This is a genomic window from Thermococcus sp. GR6 (genome assembly GCF_012027415.1).
In the GTDB taxonomy this organism is placed as follows: domain Archaea; phylum Methanobacteriota_B; class Thermococci; order Thermococcales; family Thermococcaceae; genus Thermococcus; species Thermococcus onnurineus.
Genome location: NZ_SNUM01000001.1, coordinates 1,095,797 through 1,111,285, shown reverse-complemented (window position 1 = coordinate 1,111,285; position 15,489 = coordinate 1,095,797). Strand labels below are relative to the sequence as shown.

14 protein-coding genes, 2 tRNA genes and 1 rRNA gene are annotated in these 15,489 nt (G+C 50.3%); 9 read left to right on the top strand and 8 right to left on the bottom strand.

Annotation, left to right across the window (positions count from 1 at the left end):
• The 4 genes from rrf to E3E32_RS06255 all read left to right on the top strand — a co-directional run.
• A 5S ribosomal RNA gene (gene rrf, locus E3E32_RS06270) occupies nt 1-108 on the top strand; the annotation flags it as partial.
• Between the two features lie 8 nt (nt 109-116).
• A tRNA-Asp gene (locus E3E32_RS06265) sits at nt 117-194 on the top strand.
• A 182-nt stretch (nt 195-376) separates the two neighbouring features.
• Nucleotides 377-454 (top strand) — tRNA-Lys (locus tag E3E32_RS06260).
• A gap of 623 nt (nt 455-1,077) precedes the next feature.
• Nucleotides 1,078-1,512: a metal-dependent transcriptional regulator gene (locus E3E32_RS06255; protein WP_012572919.1), complete on the top strand. Its 435-nt coding sequence runs from the start codon at nt 1,078-1,080 to the stop codon at nt 1,510-1,512.
• A 46-nt stretch (nt 1,513-1,558) separates the two neighbouring features.
• On the opposite strand, the gene E3E32_RS06250 is transcribed toward E3E32_RS06255, so the two are convergent.
• From E3E32_RS06250 to E3E32_RS06240, 3 genes are all read right to left on the bottom strand, one after another.
• Nucleotides 1,559-2,893 (bottom strand): NCS2 family permease, encoded by a 1,335-nt coding sequence (locus E3E32_RS06250; protein ID WP_167730830.1) that lies wholly within the window; start codon nt 2,891-2,893, stop codon nt 1,559-1,561.
• A gap of 132 nt (nt 2,894-3,025) precedes the next feature.
• Entirely contained in the window at nt 3,026-4,030 is a 1,005-nt protein-coding gene (locus E3E32_RS06245; RefSeq protein ID WP_012572921.1) for an ABC transporter ATP-binding protein, read from the bottom strand.
• Nucleotides 4,024-5,643, bottom strand: coding sequence for an iron ABC transporter permease (locus E3E32_RS06240; protein WP_167730829.1), 1,620 nt, complete (start codon nt 5,641-5,643; stop codon nt 4,024-4,026). Before E3E32_RS06240 ends, E3E32_RS06245 begins: the two co-directional genes overlap by 7 nt.
• Before the next feature lie 84 nt (nt 5,644-5,727).
• Here E3E32_RS06240 and E3E32_RS06235 point away from each other — a divergent pair, with 84 nt between their 5' ends.
• Nucleotides 5,728-6,780 (top strand): P1 family peptidase, encoded by a 1,053-nt coding sequence (locus E3E32_RS06235; protein ID WP_167730828.1) that lies wholly within the window; start codon nt 5,728-5,730, stop codon nt 6,778-6,780.
• On the opposite strand, the gene E3E32_RS06230 is transcribed toward E3E32_RS06235, so the two are convergent.
• From E3E32_RS06230 to E3E32_RS06215, 4 genes are read right to left on the bottom strand one after another with little or no spacing between them, the layout of a single operon-like run.
• Nucleotides 6,770-7,615, bottom strand: coding sequence for a deoxyribonuclease IV (locus E3E32_RS06230; protein WP_167731030.1), 846 nt, complete (start codon nt 7,613-7,615; stop codon nt 6,770-6,772). The genes E3E32_RS06235 and E3E32_RS06230 overlap by 11 nt on opposite strands.
• A 42-nt stretch (nt 7,616-7,657) precedes the next feature.
• On the bottom strand, nt 7,658-8,719 hold the full coding sequence (locus E3E32_RS06225; protein ID WP_167730827.1) for a hypothetical protein: 1,062 nt from the start codon (nt 8,717-8,719) through the stop codon (nt 7,658-7,660).
• On the bottom strand, nt 8,697-9,830 hold the full coding sequence (locus E3E32_RS06220) for a DUF373 family protein (RefSeq protein ID WP_370456357.1): 1,134 nt from the start codon (nt 9,828-9,830) through the stop codon (nt 8,697-8,699). Before E3E32_RS06220 ends, E3E32_RS06225 begins: the two co-directional genes overlap by 23 nt.
• Nucleotides 9,823-10,125: an MTH1187 family thiamine-binding protein gene (locus E3E32_RS06215; protein WP_167731028.1), complete on the bottom strand. Its 303-nt coding sequence runs from the start codon at nt 10,123-10,125 to the stop codon at nt 9,823-9,825. Before E3E32_RS06215 ends, E3E32_RS06220 begins: the two co-directional genes overlap by 8 nt.
• A 94-nt stretch (nt 10,126-10,219) precedes the next feature.
• On the opposite strand from E3E32_RS06215, the gene E3E32_RS06210 reads away from it, so the two are divergent.
• Nucleotides 10,220-10,834: a TIGR00296 family protein gene (locus tag E3E32_RS06210; protein WP_167730826.1), complete on the top strand. Its 615-nt coding sequence runs from the start codon at nt 10,220-10,222 to the stop codon at nt 10,832-10,834.
• A gap of 81 nt (nt 10,835-10,915) precedes the next feature.
• Nucleotides 10,916-11,992: a hypothetical protein gene (locus E3E32_RS06205; protein ID WP_167730825.1), complete on the top strand. Its 1,077-nt coding sequence runs from the start codon at nt 10,916-10,918 to the stop codon at nt 11,990-11,992.
• A 5-nt stretch (nt 11,993-11,997) separates the two neighbouring features.
• Here the strand turns inward: E3E32_RS06205 and E3E32_RS06200 are convergent, their stop codons facing one another.
• Entirely contained in the window at nt 11,998-13,359 is a 1,362-nt protein-coding gene (locus E3E32_RS06200) for an RsmB/NOP family class I SAM-dependent RNA methyltransferase (protein WP_167730824.1), read from the bottom strand.
• A 209-nt stretch (nt 13,360-13,568) separates the two neighbouring features.
• Here E3E32_RS06200 and E3E32_RS06195 point away from each other — a divergent pair, with 209 nt between their 5' ends.
• Nucleotides 13,569-14,810 carry a hypothetical protein gene (locus E3E32_RS06195; protein WP_167730823.1) on the top strand — a complete coding sequence of 414 codons (1,242 nt, stop codon included), beginning with the start codon at nt 13,569-13,571 and terminating at the stop codon, nt 14,808-14,810.
• 87 nt (nt 14,811-14,897) lie between these two features.
• Nucleotides 14,898-15,464 carry a hypothetical protein gene (locus E3E32_RS06190; RefSeq protein WP_167730822.1) on the top strand — a complete coding sequence of 189 codons (567 nt, stop codon included), beginning with the start codon at nt 14,898-14,900 and terminating at the stop codon, nt 15,462-15,464.
• Nucleotides 15,465-15,489 lie beyond the last annotated feature (25 nt).

Genomic DNA, 15,489 nt, shown 5'->3' with positions numbered 1-15,489 from the left:
CGGCGGGGTCACACCCGGTCTCGTTTCGACCCCGGAAGTTAAGCCCGCCAGCGATCCCGGGTGTACTGCCCTCCGAGAGGGGGCGGGAAACCGGGGACGCCGCCGGCCACTCAAATGCCCGGGTGGTGTAGCCAGGCCCATCATACGGGACTGTCACTCCCGTGACTCGGGTTCAAATCCCGACCCGGGCGCCATTCTCTAACAAACTTTTCGTCAGAAAAGTTTGATCAAATGTGGTTAACTTCTTAAACTGCCAAATTTGATGAGGCATCCCAACAAAGGACTCATTTAACATTGAATTCAAGTTAGCTTGCGTTAGCAGGGACTGTGGGGGGCAAAGCTTATAAAACATCCTCACTGTTATCCCATCGGGCATGGGCCGGTAGCTCAGCCTGGTTAGAGCGCGGGGCTTTTAACCCCGTGGCCGCGGGTTCGAATCCCGTCCGGCCCGCCAGCAATACAAACTTCGCCTACGCGAAGTTTGATCAAGGTTTGTATGTCCTTTTATTCTAAGTGCCTAATTCTCACGAGGTTTCCCATCTTTACATACTAGTTTGAAGTGTTTCACTCTACTCGCGTCCTTCGGATGCTGGAAGCTGAAACAACTTATCGAAGACCAATCTTGAAGGAAACCCTCCCTTTTAGTGAATTCAAAAAGACATACAAACTCTTTCCAGCCTTCGAGCTTTTGGAAAAGCTTCACCAGAAGTTCGTGATTCCTTCTTAATGTAGCCTCTTGAAGAGGCATTTCAAGAGCATGACACTAATCAACGCCTAAAACAAGTCAAATTTTTTGCTTTTTTGATATGGATTCATATTTCTATCACCCGAAGGGTGCCAGTTGAAGTGAATCCTTTAGGTGCTTTTTTAACAAGATTTTAAACTTAGGAGAATAAGCACTTACAAGGAAATGCATTATTCCAGCAGGCAATGAACGGAGAATCACGAGCCTTGATCAAACTCAACGGGACTGTCGTCCCGTGCGTTGGAGCTTTGCTCCAACGTCGCGCAGGTGAAGTTTGCCCCGTGCGAAAACTACTTAAACATTTTTGGGTGACCTAACGACAGGTGAGGCCGTTGGAGATAAGCAAAAGGGAAGAGGAGTATCTCGAGACTATATACATCCTCCACAAGAACAAAGGAATCATTCGGGTTAAGGACATAGCTAAAATGATGCGCGTAAAGCCGCCGAGCGTCGTCGATGCGCTTAAAAAGCTCAACGAAAAGGGCCTAGTCGAATACGAGAAATACGACAGGATTCTGCTTACCGAGAAGGGCAAGGAAATAGCCGAAACAACGTACTCAAAGCACCTCCTCCTCACGCAGTTCTTCATAGACATCCTCGGTATTCCGCCAGAGATAGCGGAGCACGACGCCTGTCAGTTCGAGCACTACGTCAGTGAGATAACCGTGCAGAGGATAAGGGAGTTCGCCCAGTTCATCCAGGAGCAGTGCCCCTACGTGCTCAAGCAGTTCATCAAAGAGAAGCTGGCAGAGAATCAGAAAAAATGATTTCCTTGCTCTTGCTAAATTTAAAAAGAAAAACAGAAATCCTGGTTCAAATGATCCCGGTGAGGTATGCGAAGTAGGCTATGAACACCAGGGCGAGGACGTACATCAGTGGGTGAACTTCTTTTCCGCGGCCGCTGAAAAGCTTGATCAGAGTATAGCTGATGAAGCCCATGCCTATCCCATCCGCTATAGAGTAGGTGTAGGGTATTGTTATGAGCACAAGAAACGCTGGAATCGCCTCCGTGTGGTCGGTAAAGTCTACCTCCTTAATAGCGCTGAGCATGTAGTAACCCACTATGACCAGCGCTGGAGCAGTGGCAAAGGCCGGTATTGCCTGTGCCAATGGAGCTATGAATAGACCTATGACCAAGAACAGGAAGCCCGTAACTAGGGCAGTCATTCCAGTTCTGCCGCCCTCTTCTATTCCCGCTGCGCTCTCGATGTATGTGGTGACTGTCGAGGTTCCAAGGATTGCACCGACGGTCGTGCCAACGGCATCAGTGAGAAGGACCTTTTCTGCATCGGGTATCTTTCCGTCTCTGGTTATGAAGCCAGCCTTGGCGCTCAGGCCGGTCACCGTTCCGAGGGTGTCGAAGAAGTCAACCATGAAGAACGCGAAGACCACACCGATTGCTCCAACGTTGAGCAATCCCTGGAGGTCCATCTTCATGAAGGTGTAGCTTATGTCCGGGGTTGAGAAAATTTGATCCGGCCACGGCGCGGCTCCAGTAATCCAGCCGAGGATGCTGGTGGCTATGATGGAGATGAGCAGAGCTCCCTTAATGCGGAGTGCAATGAGAACCGCGGTGAGGAAGAGCCCGAAGAAAAACAGCAGGATCTGCTTGCTGGCCAGTGCGGTGGCGTTCAGGCCTGTGAATTTGAGCACCCCATCCCGGACGAAAGCTGTGAGAAGTCCGACGTCGTTGAGGCCTATGAGAGTAAGGAAGAGGCCTATTCCAGCGCCAACCGCGTACTTCTGGCTGAGCGGAATCGCGTGAATTATGGCGCTCCTGACCTTGGTAACACTCAATGCGATGAAGATGAGACCCTCGACGAAGACTGCCGCCAAAGCAACGCGCCAGTCATAACCCATGCCCAGAACCACGCTGTAGGCGAAGTAGGCGTTCAGTCCCATTCCTGGAGCGAGGGCGAAGGGCTTCTTGGCGTAGAGACCCATGAGGAGGGTTGCAAAGCCCGCCGCGAGGGCTGTAACCGCGACCAGCGAGTTGAAGGCTTCCTTGCCCATGGCATCGCTGAGTATAGCTGGGTTCACGAAGAGAATGTAGGCCATGGTCATGAAAGTCGTAACGCCTGCCAGAACCTCAGTTTTCATATCGGTGCCGTACCTATCAAACTCGAAGTACCTCTCGAACCAGCCCATGAGCGCACCCCCGTAAGTTAACTGATTCTTGCTAATAATTCTGTTTTTTAAAGCTTTTTTTGACAAAAATTTGTAAATAAGAAGCGCAGCTTTTTACCCTGGAGGACTCCAGAAGGATACCAAAAGGAGGATTCATCCGAGAATAGAAAACGAGCGAACATCCACATCGACTCTTGCTGGCAGTTCTTCCACCGAGAATGGAAGCTCGTCAAGGAAGCGCTCGGCCAGGATAAGCTCGTCTCCGATTTTAAGCCTGAGCCTTATCCTCCCGGGCAGAAGCTCGTAGTCCACTACCTCCGCCATCTCCCCGGGCTTCACGTAAACGCTCTCCGGCCTGAAAAAGACCCTGACCTTTCCATCCCTCTCAACGTAGAAGCACAATCCACCTATGCAGGCCTTCCCATCCTTGGCCTTCAGCTCAAGGATGTTGCTCAGCCCCAGAAAGCGCGCCACGAACTCCGTCTTGGGCCTGTAGTAAAGCTCCAGCGGCTTTCCAACCTGCTCGACTTTGCCGAAGTTCATCACTGCTATCCTGTCGCTTATTGCCATTGCCTCTTCTTGGTCGTGGGTGACGTAGATGGTTGTTATTCCAAGCTCACGCTGGATTCTCCTTATCTCGCCCCGCAACCTCTCTCGTATTTTAGCGTCGAGGTTGCTGAGCGGTTCGTCGAGGAGGAGAACGTCCGGTTCGACTACTAAGGCTCTGGCCAGGGCTACCCTTTGCTGCTGGCCGCCGCTCAGCTGTTCCGGGTAACGGTTTTCGAGGCCTTCCAAACCAACAAGCTCCAATGCCCATCTTACCTTTCTCTCAATCTCGGCCTTCGGGAGCCTCTTCATTTCCAGACCGAAAGCAACGTTCTTGAAGACCGTCATGTGGGGAAAGAGCGCGTAGTCCTGAAAGACTATCCCTATGCCCCTCTCGTAAGGCGGCAGCTCGTTCACGACCTTCCCGTCGAAAAGTATCTCTCCGGTATCGGGCTTCTCAAAGCCCGCTATTATCCTGAGCGTCGTCGTCTTTCCGCAGCCGCTCGGACCGAGGAGCGTTAAAAACTCGCCGTCTCTGGCTTCCAGATACTCGATGGTCAGCCTGAAATCTTCCCATGCCCTAACCACGTTTCTCAGTTCGACCCTCACCATACTTCCTCACCTATCCTCTCTATGATCAGGAAGCTCGCGGTTGAAATCGCCATCAGGAGAACCGAAAGGGCCGAAGCAGAACCGAACTGTCTCGCCCCGAGGAAGCGGTATATTGCAACCGTCATAGTGGTGTATTCCGGCTTTGCCAGCATGTAGGTCGCTCCAAGCTCGGCTATGCTTATTGCGAAGGCGAAGATGGCGCCCACTATAACGCCGCCCAGAGCAAGCGGTAGCTCAACCCTGAGAAAGGCTTTCCATTCCTTCGCGCCGAGACTCAGGGCTGCCTCCCATAGGTTGGGTCTTATCTTCTTCAGCGAAGTCGAAACTGCCCTCAGGACGAAAGGATAGGCAATTATCGTGTGAGCAGCGATGATGAGCCAGGCGGTGTAGTAGAGCGGCGTGCCGTGGAAGATCCTGATGTATCCCAAACCGAGGGTTATGGCAGAACTCGCCAGCGGGAGCATAACGAGGACGTCGAAGAGCCGCTTTCCTTTGAAGTTCCAGCGGTGAAGCGCGTAGGCGACTGGAAGGGCGATTATCACTGAGAGGAAGACCGTCGCAAATCCAAAGGTTAGGGAGTTCCTTATCGCGTCGAGCGTTGTGGCACCGAACATGGGATTGTATTCGGTCGAGAATATCCTCCTGTACCACTCGAGGCTCCACTGGTCGTTGAAGTGCAGGGAATCATAGAGGACTGCTAAAAGCGGGGCTATGATGAAGAGCAGAACGGCTAACGAGTAGGCCCCTGTGAGGAGTCCCTTAAGACTGAAAACGTCTTTCCGCGTAAAGCGCTTTGGCCTCTGGAGAACTCTCTGCTCCTCACGCCTAGCGTAGGCGTCGAGGCTCCTCAGGTAGAGGTACATGAAGAGCATGCTGAGCGTTATCTGGATTATCGCCAGAGCAGAACCCGTCTTGAAGTCCAAGAGCACCATTATCGAGGTGAAGATGTCCACCTCTATGGTCGCGTACTGGTAGCCGCCGAGGATGAGCGGAATGGAGAAGCTGAGGAAGCAGAAGACGAAGGTGAGCATCGCCGAGGCGAAAATCGCGGGAGAAATCAGGGGGAGCGTCACCTTCCAGAAGAGCCTCCAGTCTCGGGCACCCAAAGCCATCGCCATCTCCTCGTAGTGGGGATTAACACGCTGCCAGAGGGAGGAAACTATTCTGATGACGATGGGGAAGTTATAGAAGGCGTGGGCGAGAAGTATGGCCTTCCAGGAGTATATTATCCCCAAATCGCGGCCGATAATCTGGGTTATGAAGCCGCTCTTACCGAAGAGCAGGATGTAGCCCAAGGCTACCATCACGCTTGGCATGACGAATGGGACGGTGAGGACCGCTTTGAGCAGGCTTTTTCCGGGGAAATCGTACTTGGCAAAGATATATGCCCCAGGAAGACCGAGGGCCAAGGTCAGGAGCGTGGATGCTATTGCCTGGCCTATCGTGAAAAGGATCACACGCCGGTGATAGTTGTTTGAGAGAACCGAGGCTATGTACTTGAGCGTCGGGCCATTATCCCACAATCCCGTCTTTATTATGCTGATTAGGGGGATGTAGAAGAAGGCCACAAGGAAAGCCAGCGGAACGAGCAGCACGAGCTTCGAAAGCCTCATGTTCACAACTCGGTTTTGTTGGCTTATAAGTTTTGATTTGGACAAAGTTGTTAAATCCCAGTGCGAACTCTCTCTGGTGATACCATGAAAGCCCCTGAGCTGGGAATAAGAATCGGCCGCTATGCTCACGGAAAGAGGAATTCCATTGCTGACCTAGGCGTCAAAGTAGGTCATACGACGATAATTGAAGGTGAAGACATCAGAACGGGAGTTACTGTTCTTTTGCCGCCGGTCGAGAACCCTTATGAGGAGAAGCTCTTTGCGGGTACTTTCGTTATGAACGGCTTCTCAAAGCCGATAGGCTTCGTTCAGGTTGAGGAGCTCGGCTACATTGAGACGCCCATAGCTTTAACCAACACACTGAGCGTTTACACTGTGGCCGATGCCCTCATAGACCTCTGGGCCGATGAGAATCCCAAGGCCATCTCGGTTAATCCAGTTGTTATGGAGTGCAACGACGGCTACCTAAACGACATCAAGAGGCGCGCCGTGAGGAAGGAGCACGTCTTCGAGGCCGTCAAGAAGGCTTCGCTCGACTTCGAGGAAGGCTCCGTTGGAGCGGGCACTGGAATGAGCGCCTTCGAGTTCAAGGGCGGAATAGGATCGTCATCGAGGATCGTCGAGATAGGGAGCGAGGAATACACTGTTGCTGCCCTGGTTCTCAGCAATTTCGGCAAGAGGGAAGACTTAACCATCGCTGGCGTTCCTGTTGGGCTTGAGCTGAAGGATTATCCCGGAAGAGGTCTTTCGCTCGGCGGGAGCATATCGATGGTTATCGCGACGGATGCTCCGCTAACGTCGAGGCAGCTTGGAAGACTCGCCAGGAGGGCAGTGGTCGGTCTCGCCAGAACCGGCGGCTACGCATACAACGGCAGTGGCGATATCGTTCTGGCATTCTCGACGGCACAGACGGTTCCGCGCGGAAAGGAGACTCATGCGATAGGCTTCCTTCCAGACGACGCTTTGAGCCGGCTCTTCGTTGGAGCTGCGGAAGCAACCGAGGAAGCGATAATCAATTCCCTCCTTCAGGCGAAAACAACGAAGGGAAGAAACGGCCACGTGAGGTACTCACTGCCAAAGGAAGAGCTCCTTGAGATAATGGAAAGATACGGAAGGCATGAAAGGGCTAAATCTTGATTTCCTCGTACTTTTTCTTCATAAGGATTGCATCCTCTTCGATATTCGGACTCTCGCTTATGACGACGCCCTTGACTTTGAACTCCTTGAGGACTTTGAGCAGATCCTCCCACCTCATGTCGCTCTCCTGGAGCGGCAGGTGGTTCTTCTCGCCCTTTGGCCCGTAGTTTATGCCGCTCATGTGGATGTGCATGTTGTCCAAAGCTTCTCTGCCGAGCCTGTCTTCTATGAAGCCCAGCATTTCGCGCCATTCTTCGGTTGTGTTACACTTTCCGATGTGCCTTGCGTGGGCGTGGGCAAAGTCTATGGTTGGAAGAACTGTCTCTAGCTCCTCGCTGAGCCTCACTATCTCCTTCAAATCCCCGAACTGCGTTGGTTTTCCTGTGAGTTCTGGCCTCAGCCATACTTTAATGCCCCTGTCCATCAGCTCGCGCTCGATATCTCTAAGCGCGTTCTTTATGCGCTCGTAGACTTTCTCCGGCGGCTGCCTGAGGTAGTACCCAGCATGAAAGACGACACTCCAGCCACCTGCGTCGTGGAGCCTCTCGGCACTCTGGATGATGCGCTTCTTGCTGGCCTCGACCTTGGCTTTCTCGCTCGCGTTAAGGTTGATATAGTAGGGCGCGTGGGCTGTTAAGAGAACATCGTGTTTTTTAGCGACGTATTTAATCTTCTTTGCCAGCTCGGGCTTGAGGTTGACCCCGCGGACGAATTCAAGCTCCATGGCATCAAGTCCAAGGTTTCTCACATGGATTATGCCGTTTATTGTTGAGCGCTTCGGCGTTGAGAGCGGGATTCCGGCCGTTCCAAAGCGCAGCCTGTCCACCTTGAACATCCTCACCACCCAAAGAGAATTAGGGAAACCTAACTTATAAGGCTACCGTTCTATTTTCTCTCCCAAGATTTCCTCCAGCTTCCTGAGGCTCTTGTTCAGCTCCTTCTCCAGGTGCTCCAGCTGGCGCTTGAGCTTCTTTATTTCGGCCTCTTTCTCTTCGATTAACCTTTCTAGCTCCCAGATTTCCTTCTTTTTGGTTTCGGCATCGCTGATGATCTTATCCCTTTTCTTTTCGAGTTCTACCAGCTTTTTCCTGTCGTCTTCTATGGCCTCGGTTTTCTCTAGAAGGTTCTCTATTAGCCATTGCGCGGTCTTTTTGTGCTTGCCCTCTAGTCGTGGGTAAATTTTCTGAAGGAGCGAAACGAACTCTTCGGGCCTTTTCAGTACCACGGAGCTGTCCTTCACGAACTCGGACGCTATCTCTTCGTGAAGACGCATTCTTTTTATCGGCTTCTGGAGCTTTGAAGCCCTTGAGCGGACTTCCATTTCTCCCCTCTTGACTCTCAATGACAGCTCTTTGATGCCTTTCTCAAGTTCATCAAGGCCATGCTCTCTGTAAAATTCCTCAAGTTCAGCTTTCTTCTCCTCGACCTTTTTCTGAAGGTCTTTCTTTTCCTTTTCCGCGAGGGAGAGGTTTTTCTTCGTTTCATCTTCGCCCTCGATGAGCTCCCCAATTTCCAGCTCTATGAGGTCTTTCTTTGAGAGCTCTTCGTAGTAGTTCAAGTAATCCTCGTTGAGCTCCTTCAGAAGGCGATTGATTGCGTAAACGTCCTTCTCGAATATCAGCAACAGGTACTTTCCGTGTCCGACGTGGAGTTTAGCTAGATCCGGAAGCCTCTTTCCGAGATCGTCCATGGTTTCGATGCTCTCCAAAGCCTTCCTGAGCGCACCCACGTAGCTTTTTTTCTCGGCGGTGACTATTCTCTTGATCCTCTCGTCCACGTTCTTGGGGACTTCCTTTCTCTCCAAAGCGTCTATCTTTTTCAGAATGTCTTTGACCTTCTTCTCGAGGCGCTTGTTGTACTTCTTCCTAACTTTTTCTGCCTCTTTCTCGGCCTTTTTCCTTCTCTTCTCATACTCTTCAAGTGCCTGTTCCAGCTTCAACTCTCTCCCATCCCCTAACTTTTCCTCTCAGGTATATTCCAACAAGAACTGCTATGGCGACGTCCACAAAGGCCAGCAGTAACTTGGTGAAAACCTCTATATCTGAAATCGTCAGTATGGCCATCGCATACCTCGTCGTTAGGTCTATTGTTACCCAGAGGGCGGGCATTATGAGGAGAGTGGATATATAGTACCAGATGTGGTGGTCCCTCCTCAGGTACGCCTGGACAATTTTACCCATTATCATAACGGATATTCCGAGTGTTAGGGACGAGCTCAGGGCGTTTATGTAAATGAGCGTCGCTAGAAGTGGTGTACCAGGCCAGCCGCCTATGAGCTCCTTGGAGTACTCCTCAAGGCTCAGGTAGGCGTTTATGGCACCCCCGCTTATGATGAGCAGACCTGCTACGATGGAGATGACGAATATGAACTGCTTCGCGAGGGTCTCCCTGAAGTTGAAGCGGAATCCCTTGGTGAAGAAGTAGCCTCCAATGAAGAGCAGTATTGTGCCCGTTATCGTGGCGGAGACTATTTTGACGCTCTCAGGATACCAGACGCCTATGAGCCTTGCTATGCCGTAGAGCAGGAGTATCATGCCCGGTATGCCAAGGACTACCTTTGCCACCTCGGGATCGCTAAGGATTTCCTTTGAGTACTTGACGATTATGTACCAAGTCGTCTCTATGCCCTCGCTCTGCTTCACGACGACTCGGTGAGAGCTTATTATGGGCACCTTTGATGTGATGATTGGGAATATCTGCTCGTCCTCAGCGCCGTCCGTTACTGTGATAACCCCATCGGCAGGGAACCTCTGGAGAACCTCGTCGAGCTGCCTGCTCAGCTCGAGGTCGCTCTTGACGCCAACCTTTGGGTGGCCTGTTATGAGTGCAATCTCCACCTCATCGAACTCCCCGCTCCCTTTCAGCTCATCGTAGAGCTTGACGGCCGCATAAACAACGTTGGCATCGCTGTCCTCGGGGTCAGCCAGACTGAGCTTTAAAGCGGCATCTATACAGGCATCTCTCCCTATAACGGGACCTTCAACGCCGGCCTTCTGGCCGAAATCGTCATCCCTATCTATCGCCAAAATCAGGGCCTTAATCTCAACCACCCCTCACCTTTTCGAGGACTGATTTAACCTTGTCCTCCATGTGGACAGCCTTATCGCGCCTGTCGTCGATTCTTACAGTCGTTGAAACCCTATCAGCGCCGAGCTTGAACATGAGCTGGTGGGCCTCCTCGATTATCGCGAAGGCTTCCCGTACGGTTGAAACCTCTATGATCGTTGCCATCGGGGTCAGTTGATACTTAACACCCTTTTTCTCTAAAAGCTTTACTACCTCTGCTACGTACCGGCTCAGGCTCCTTTCGCCGAGGGGAACTATGACGAACTCCACGATAACCATCTTCGACACCTGGCTAAGTTTAATTCGGCAATTTTTTAAACTTTGCGGGAAAGATAAATAACCATTCACCCATACATAGGTTGGGGGTGAGGGAATGTACATGATCAAGGAGGAGTGGGGAGAGTTCCTCGTCAGGCTCGCGAGAAGGGCCATAGAGGAGTACGTCCGCAACGGCAGAACGATAAAGCCTCCAGAGGACACGCCGCCCGAGCTCTGGGAAAAGATGGGAGTTTTCGTAACCCTTAACCGTCATAACGTTCCGCCTCAAATGTCTCTTAGGGGCTGCATAGGCTTTCCACTGCCGATCTATCCTCTAGTTGAGGCCACGATAAAGGCTGCTATCTACGCTGCCGTCGATGACCCGCGCTTTCCGCCTGTGAAGGAGAGCGAGCTGGACGATATTGTCATTGAGGTCAGCGTCCTGACGCCGCCCGAGCCTATAGAAGGGCCGCCGGAGGAGAGGCCAAAGAAGATAAAGGTGGGCCGGGATGGCCTGATAATCGAGAAGGGGATACATTCAGGCCTACTCCTTCCGCAGGTGCCTATAGAGTGGGGCTGGGATGAGGAGGAGTTTTTAGCTCAGACCTGCTGGAAGGCTGGATTACCTCCCGACTGCTGGCTCGACGAGGACACGAAGGTCTACCATTTTACTGCTGAGATTTTTGAGGAGGAGTATCCGAGAGGACCGGTAAGGAGGAAGCCACTATAAGTTAAATTTTCATTTTAAGATTCTCTTGGTTATTAACAACATTTAAATAATTGTGTTTCAAATATCGATATGGGTGAGTTTATGTCTAGTTCAAGAAAGATGATGATATTTTTTACAATCCTTTTGATTGTTGGGAGTGTTATCCCCCTGGACTTTGTTGCGGCCATTTATGGGAGTGTTATCACTAGGGATGCTACGGATGAAGCCATCGCTATCCTGAATTCTGAATTCCATGGTTCGTTCGTTAGTGCACAGTTTACAGGTGTTGAGGAGCAGATTCTCCTCGCCAAAAAGCCAATCCTTGGCTTTCCGATTGAGGGTGACTCGTATGTGATTCTCAGCTCGGGAGATGCAAGGTACGTGGTAACAGGGAATGGAACCTACGATGTTGAGAGCGTTGGGGGAGTTTCCATAGCGGGGGGACAGCCTGCTACGGGTCAGGATATCTATGACGTCGCAAAACTGACGATAACCCTGAGGGTCCCATATGGTGCAAAGGTCCTCTCGTTCAAGTGGAGGATGGTCACGGACGATTACCCAGATTACAACGACTTCTTCTACGCTTACGTTGTCTTTCCCGATGGGACAAAGAAAATCGCCGCCACCCTTCCCAACGGCACTATACCCTACATCACTGCCATTGATCCCTATCTCACCCCCATAAACGGTGAGGACGGTGTTGTCTTAGAGGACATGAGTCCAATCTACACCGCCAGTGTGGACGTCTCCCAGTATCAGGGTGAGCAGATAACCCTTGTCCTTGAGGTGGGCGATGCAGATGATGATATAGTAGACACCGCTGTGCTCATAGACGACTTAAAGTTCGATGTTCCCGTCACTTTCATATACACCAGGATGATGGCCATAATGCGGATCTGGACGATGTACTTCCTCAACTTCCACGACGAGTTCGATGAGGTCTACACCAACGCAACTGTCTTAGGCGTTGACAATGAAACGCTCGCATTAGCTATGGAGATGCACCAGAATGCGACCCAGATGATGCTGGACGCTTGGCACACTGACAATCTCAACGACATCAAGCTCCGCGCCTGGGGATGGATACCCACGTTCCCGAAGATGCACTTGGTCAGAAGGGCCTACCTAACGGAGAGAGACGCCGTCCACATGCTCCAAGAGGCTATAAAGTCCATTTAGAGCTCCTAACTCTGTTCTTTTCTCAATTTTGCTATGAAGAAGCTGTTGCAGTCGTGCCTGTGCGTCCATGCTCTGAAGACTTTCTCCCCTATTTCAAGGAAGCCCCTATCGCCCCAGCTGAAGGGATAGTTGGTGACCTCAAGCCCGACCCGGTTTATTGCGAAGAGAACGTTTTCCTCGTCCTCGTCAATCCTTATAGAGCACGTCGAATACGTCATCTCGCCGCCGTCTCTCAGGTTCTCATGGGCGTTCCTCAACATGTTCCTCTGGACGTTTATGATGCGCTTTATCTTCTTCTCGTCGAAGCGCCACTTGACTTCCGGAAACTGCCTGTAGGTTCCCGAGCTTGAACATGGGGCGTCGAGGACTATTTTATCAAATTTCTCTTTATCCCTGAAGCTCTGGCCGTCCGCGTGGACGAGCTTGACGTTTTTGATTCCGAGCAATTTCATCTTTTCCTTCATGCGCATGAGCCTGTCGTAGGAGTAGTCAACCGCTACAATCTCCCCTTTGTTCTCCATCAGCGCCGCTGCGTGGAAGGTCTTGCTCCCCGGTGCCGCCGCCAGGTCGAGAACCCTCTCCCCAGGCTCTGGAGCTAAAACGTGGGCGACGTAGGCACTCGCCAAATCCTGAATTACGAACTTGCCCTGTCTGTACCAGTCGAGCCTTGTTACGGGCGTTTTATACTCAAGAATCTTGAGGACGTCGGGAAGGGGAGTTAAGGCAGTTCTCACGCCGTTCTCTTCGAGATAATCCCTCAGGGAATCAACGTCCGTCTTGAGGGTGTTAGCCCTCACATAGTAGCGCTGCGCCTTGTTGTTGCTGAGGAGCAGGCGAACGGCCTCATCGTAGCCGAAGAGCTCGACTGCGTACTCCACATACCACTTGGGATGCGAGAAGCGGACGGAGAGCCACTCGATTCTGTCCCTCTCTTTGAGCCTCTTTAGGGCCCTCCCGACGTCGAACTTCTCTATCTCGTGCATCAGCGCGTTAACAAACTTGGCGCGGGAAAAATCAAAGCGCTCCTTGACGACGCGGATTATAGAGTCGGTGGCTATTGCCGGGGGAATCTTCCTGAAGTGGATCTCAAAGGTGCCTATGCGGAGGAGATTAGCCAGATAGAGATCGAGGTCTTCGACCTTTGAGCCTTTAAGCACGGAATTGATTATGAAGTCAATCTTGGCCCTCCACTTCTCGATTTCAAAGACGTAGGCGTGAGCTAAGCCGCGCGCCTTCTCGCGGTCTTTACCGGCGACCTTCTTAAAGACCCTCTCAAGGGCGTGCTTCGAAGACAGCTCGCGCTCCTCAACGAGCATGAGGGCGTCGGCCACCACTTCCTGAAAGCTTACCCTGTAAAACAGCTCCATGGACTGGGCTTTGACTGGGAGTTTAAAAAAGTGGTGGTGGGCATGATCATGCAACTCTTTACTCTCGCTTCTTTCGACAAGTTCTAATTATGAAACCAAACTCAGAAAAAATTTATCCTTGAAAAAATTACTACTAATAAATGAATAGAAATGCTTATAAAAGAAAATGGTACTATTTGTACTGTAATATTGAATTAGAGGTGAACAATATGAAATACAAATCCCTATTAGCAATTTTGCTGGGATTGTTTATTCTTGGTGCTACCGGCAATGTGAATGCAGAGGCTTTCTATGGAAACTCTGTGGAAGTTGTAAGTGCCGAAGGCATTTATGATCCGAATCCCCAACAAAAGTCGGGAATGGATTTCTCCAATGCTATTGGAAGTTTTGTTTTTGATATTTCAGAACACAAGGTTAGAGGAACTATTGAATATGACAACAAAAAAGTATCAGTTGATTGGGATTTCTCAATATTTAAATCAACCGAGTTTGAGGGATACGCGTTTTTGTTTAACGTGAGTCGCTCCGAAGATGTACTTGGTCTTGAAGCTGTGGTATATCAAAACGGTACTGTTTGGATTTTTGCAAGAGAGCGGCATGGGGGCATAATAGCTCTCATGGGATTCAGTAAGACTTTAGTGGAGACTCTGTCCAATATGAATATCCCCTCCTCTGGGGTTTCTAACAAAGAGTGGCTTTGGATGACACTAGAACCAGAAATCAAGACTATCACTTTGCCTGCCATTCAGGTTGGGCAAATCGTAGTGCCCAAAGTGGGTGCAGACAGAATATTGCCAATGGCCACGTATTCAAGGGACGTTGTAAAGATCGTTGAAAAACAATATTCTGTAGGATGGTGGAGGTGGAAGACTACTTATTACATTAAAGTTGCGTTAAAATTGTATGGGTCAACTTCCATTAAGAACTATGGAGATTATCTTATTAGAGTTATTGTTTTGGACGAGGGAGAAATTTCAAATGGGAAAAGAATTAGCAAAAATACTCCCCTGTTTTTAGGGGATAGGGGTGATCCCAGAACCAATCCTATTGAGGTGGGTCTGTGGGTACCACGCTCTCCCGAGGATTACATTATAGACACTAAATTCACATATTCGGGAGAAACAGCCCCTCTCAACAAAATAAGCTTGGGTTGGGATTTGCTAATCAACATGGTTAACCCCATTAACATCTTGCGCTTTTTCGTGGATATTGACCCCGGTGCGGATTTTGATGACTTTCCAGATCCAGTGAACTCAATACGTGTTGCCTACCGTAATATCGCCTTGGCTAGGCCTGGACACTGGACAAAAGCGTACGTACACATTGATCATGTTTCAGGAAACGGCTACGGGACAATCGGCGCATTTTTCAAGGTTCCAGTATACTACCAAGTAACAGGAACCCAAGCTCTTAGAGTCGTTGGTCTTATAAATACTAAAATTAGAAATTAGGGCTTGGCATAGTTAGTGTACAGGAAACTGAAACTCTTTGATTTCATTTTTTTGTTGTTGAGATTCACAAATAGGAGGTCTGCACATATGAAACCCAAGATAAATAGACTCATCATCACAATCCTTGCGTTAATTGTTGTTGGAGGAGCTTTGTATTATTTAATAGGTGAATATGGTTCTCAAAGGTTCATAGAGGGGCAGAGGGACTACGAGAGACTCTGCATTCGTCAGATGACCTCGCTAACCCTCAGCGACGTTCGATTTCATTCACAGGAGGCGCTCGATTCGCTAGAGCGGAACTCCACGGAGGTTTTTAACCTTTCAATGGTAGAGCTGGCCCTCGATCTTTCGAGATTGGAATCGAATCTTGTAAGTTCAGCGATGTATATTTTCCCGGAGGACTTTCCTGACAATGAAACGTTGGTTAACATGACAAAAAACGACCGATGCATCACATTCATAGAACTTTCTCGGAATGTCTTTCTAAACGGAACTGCCAACATCTCCGCCGTCCGCGGGGGATTAGACCTGATTTACAATTTTGCCACAGAGTGGCGAGAGAACGGCAACTATCCCAGCGAAGAGCTTTTGAAAGCCAATGCCGAGCTTCAGCAGAAGTGCAGTGCCCTTGTTCCAAAGGTTATGAATCCTTGATTGTTGGTCTTTTCTCCTTTCTTTC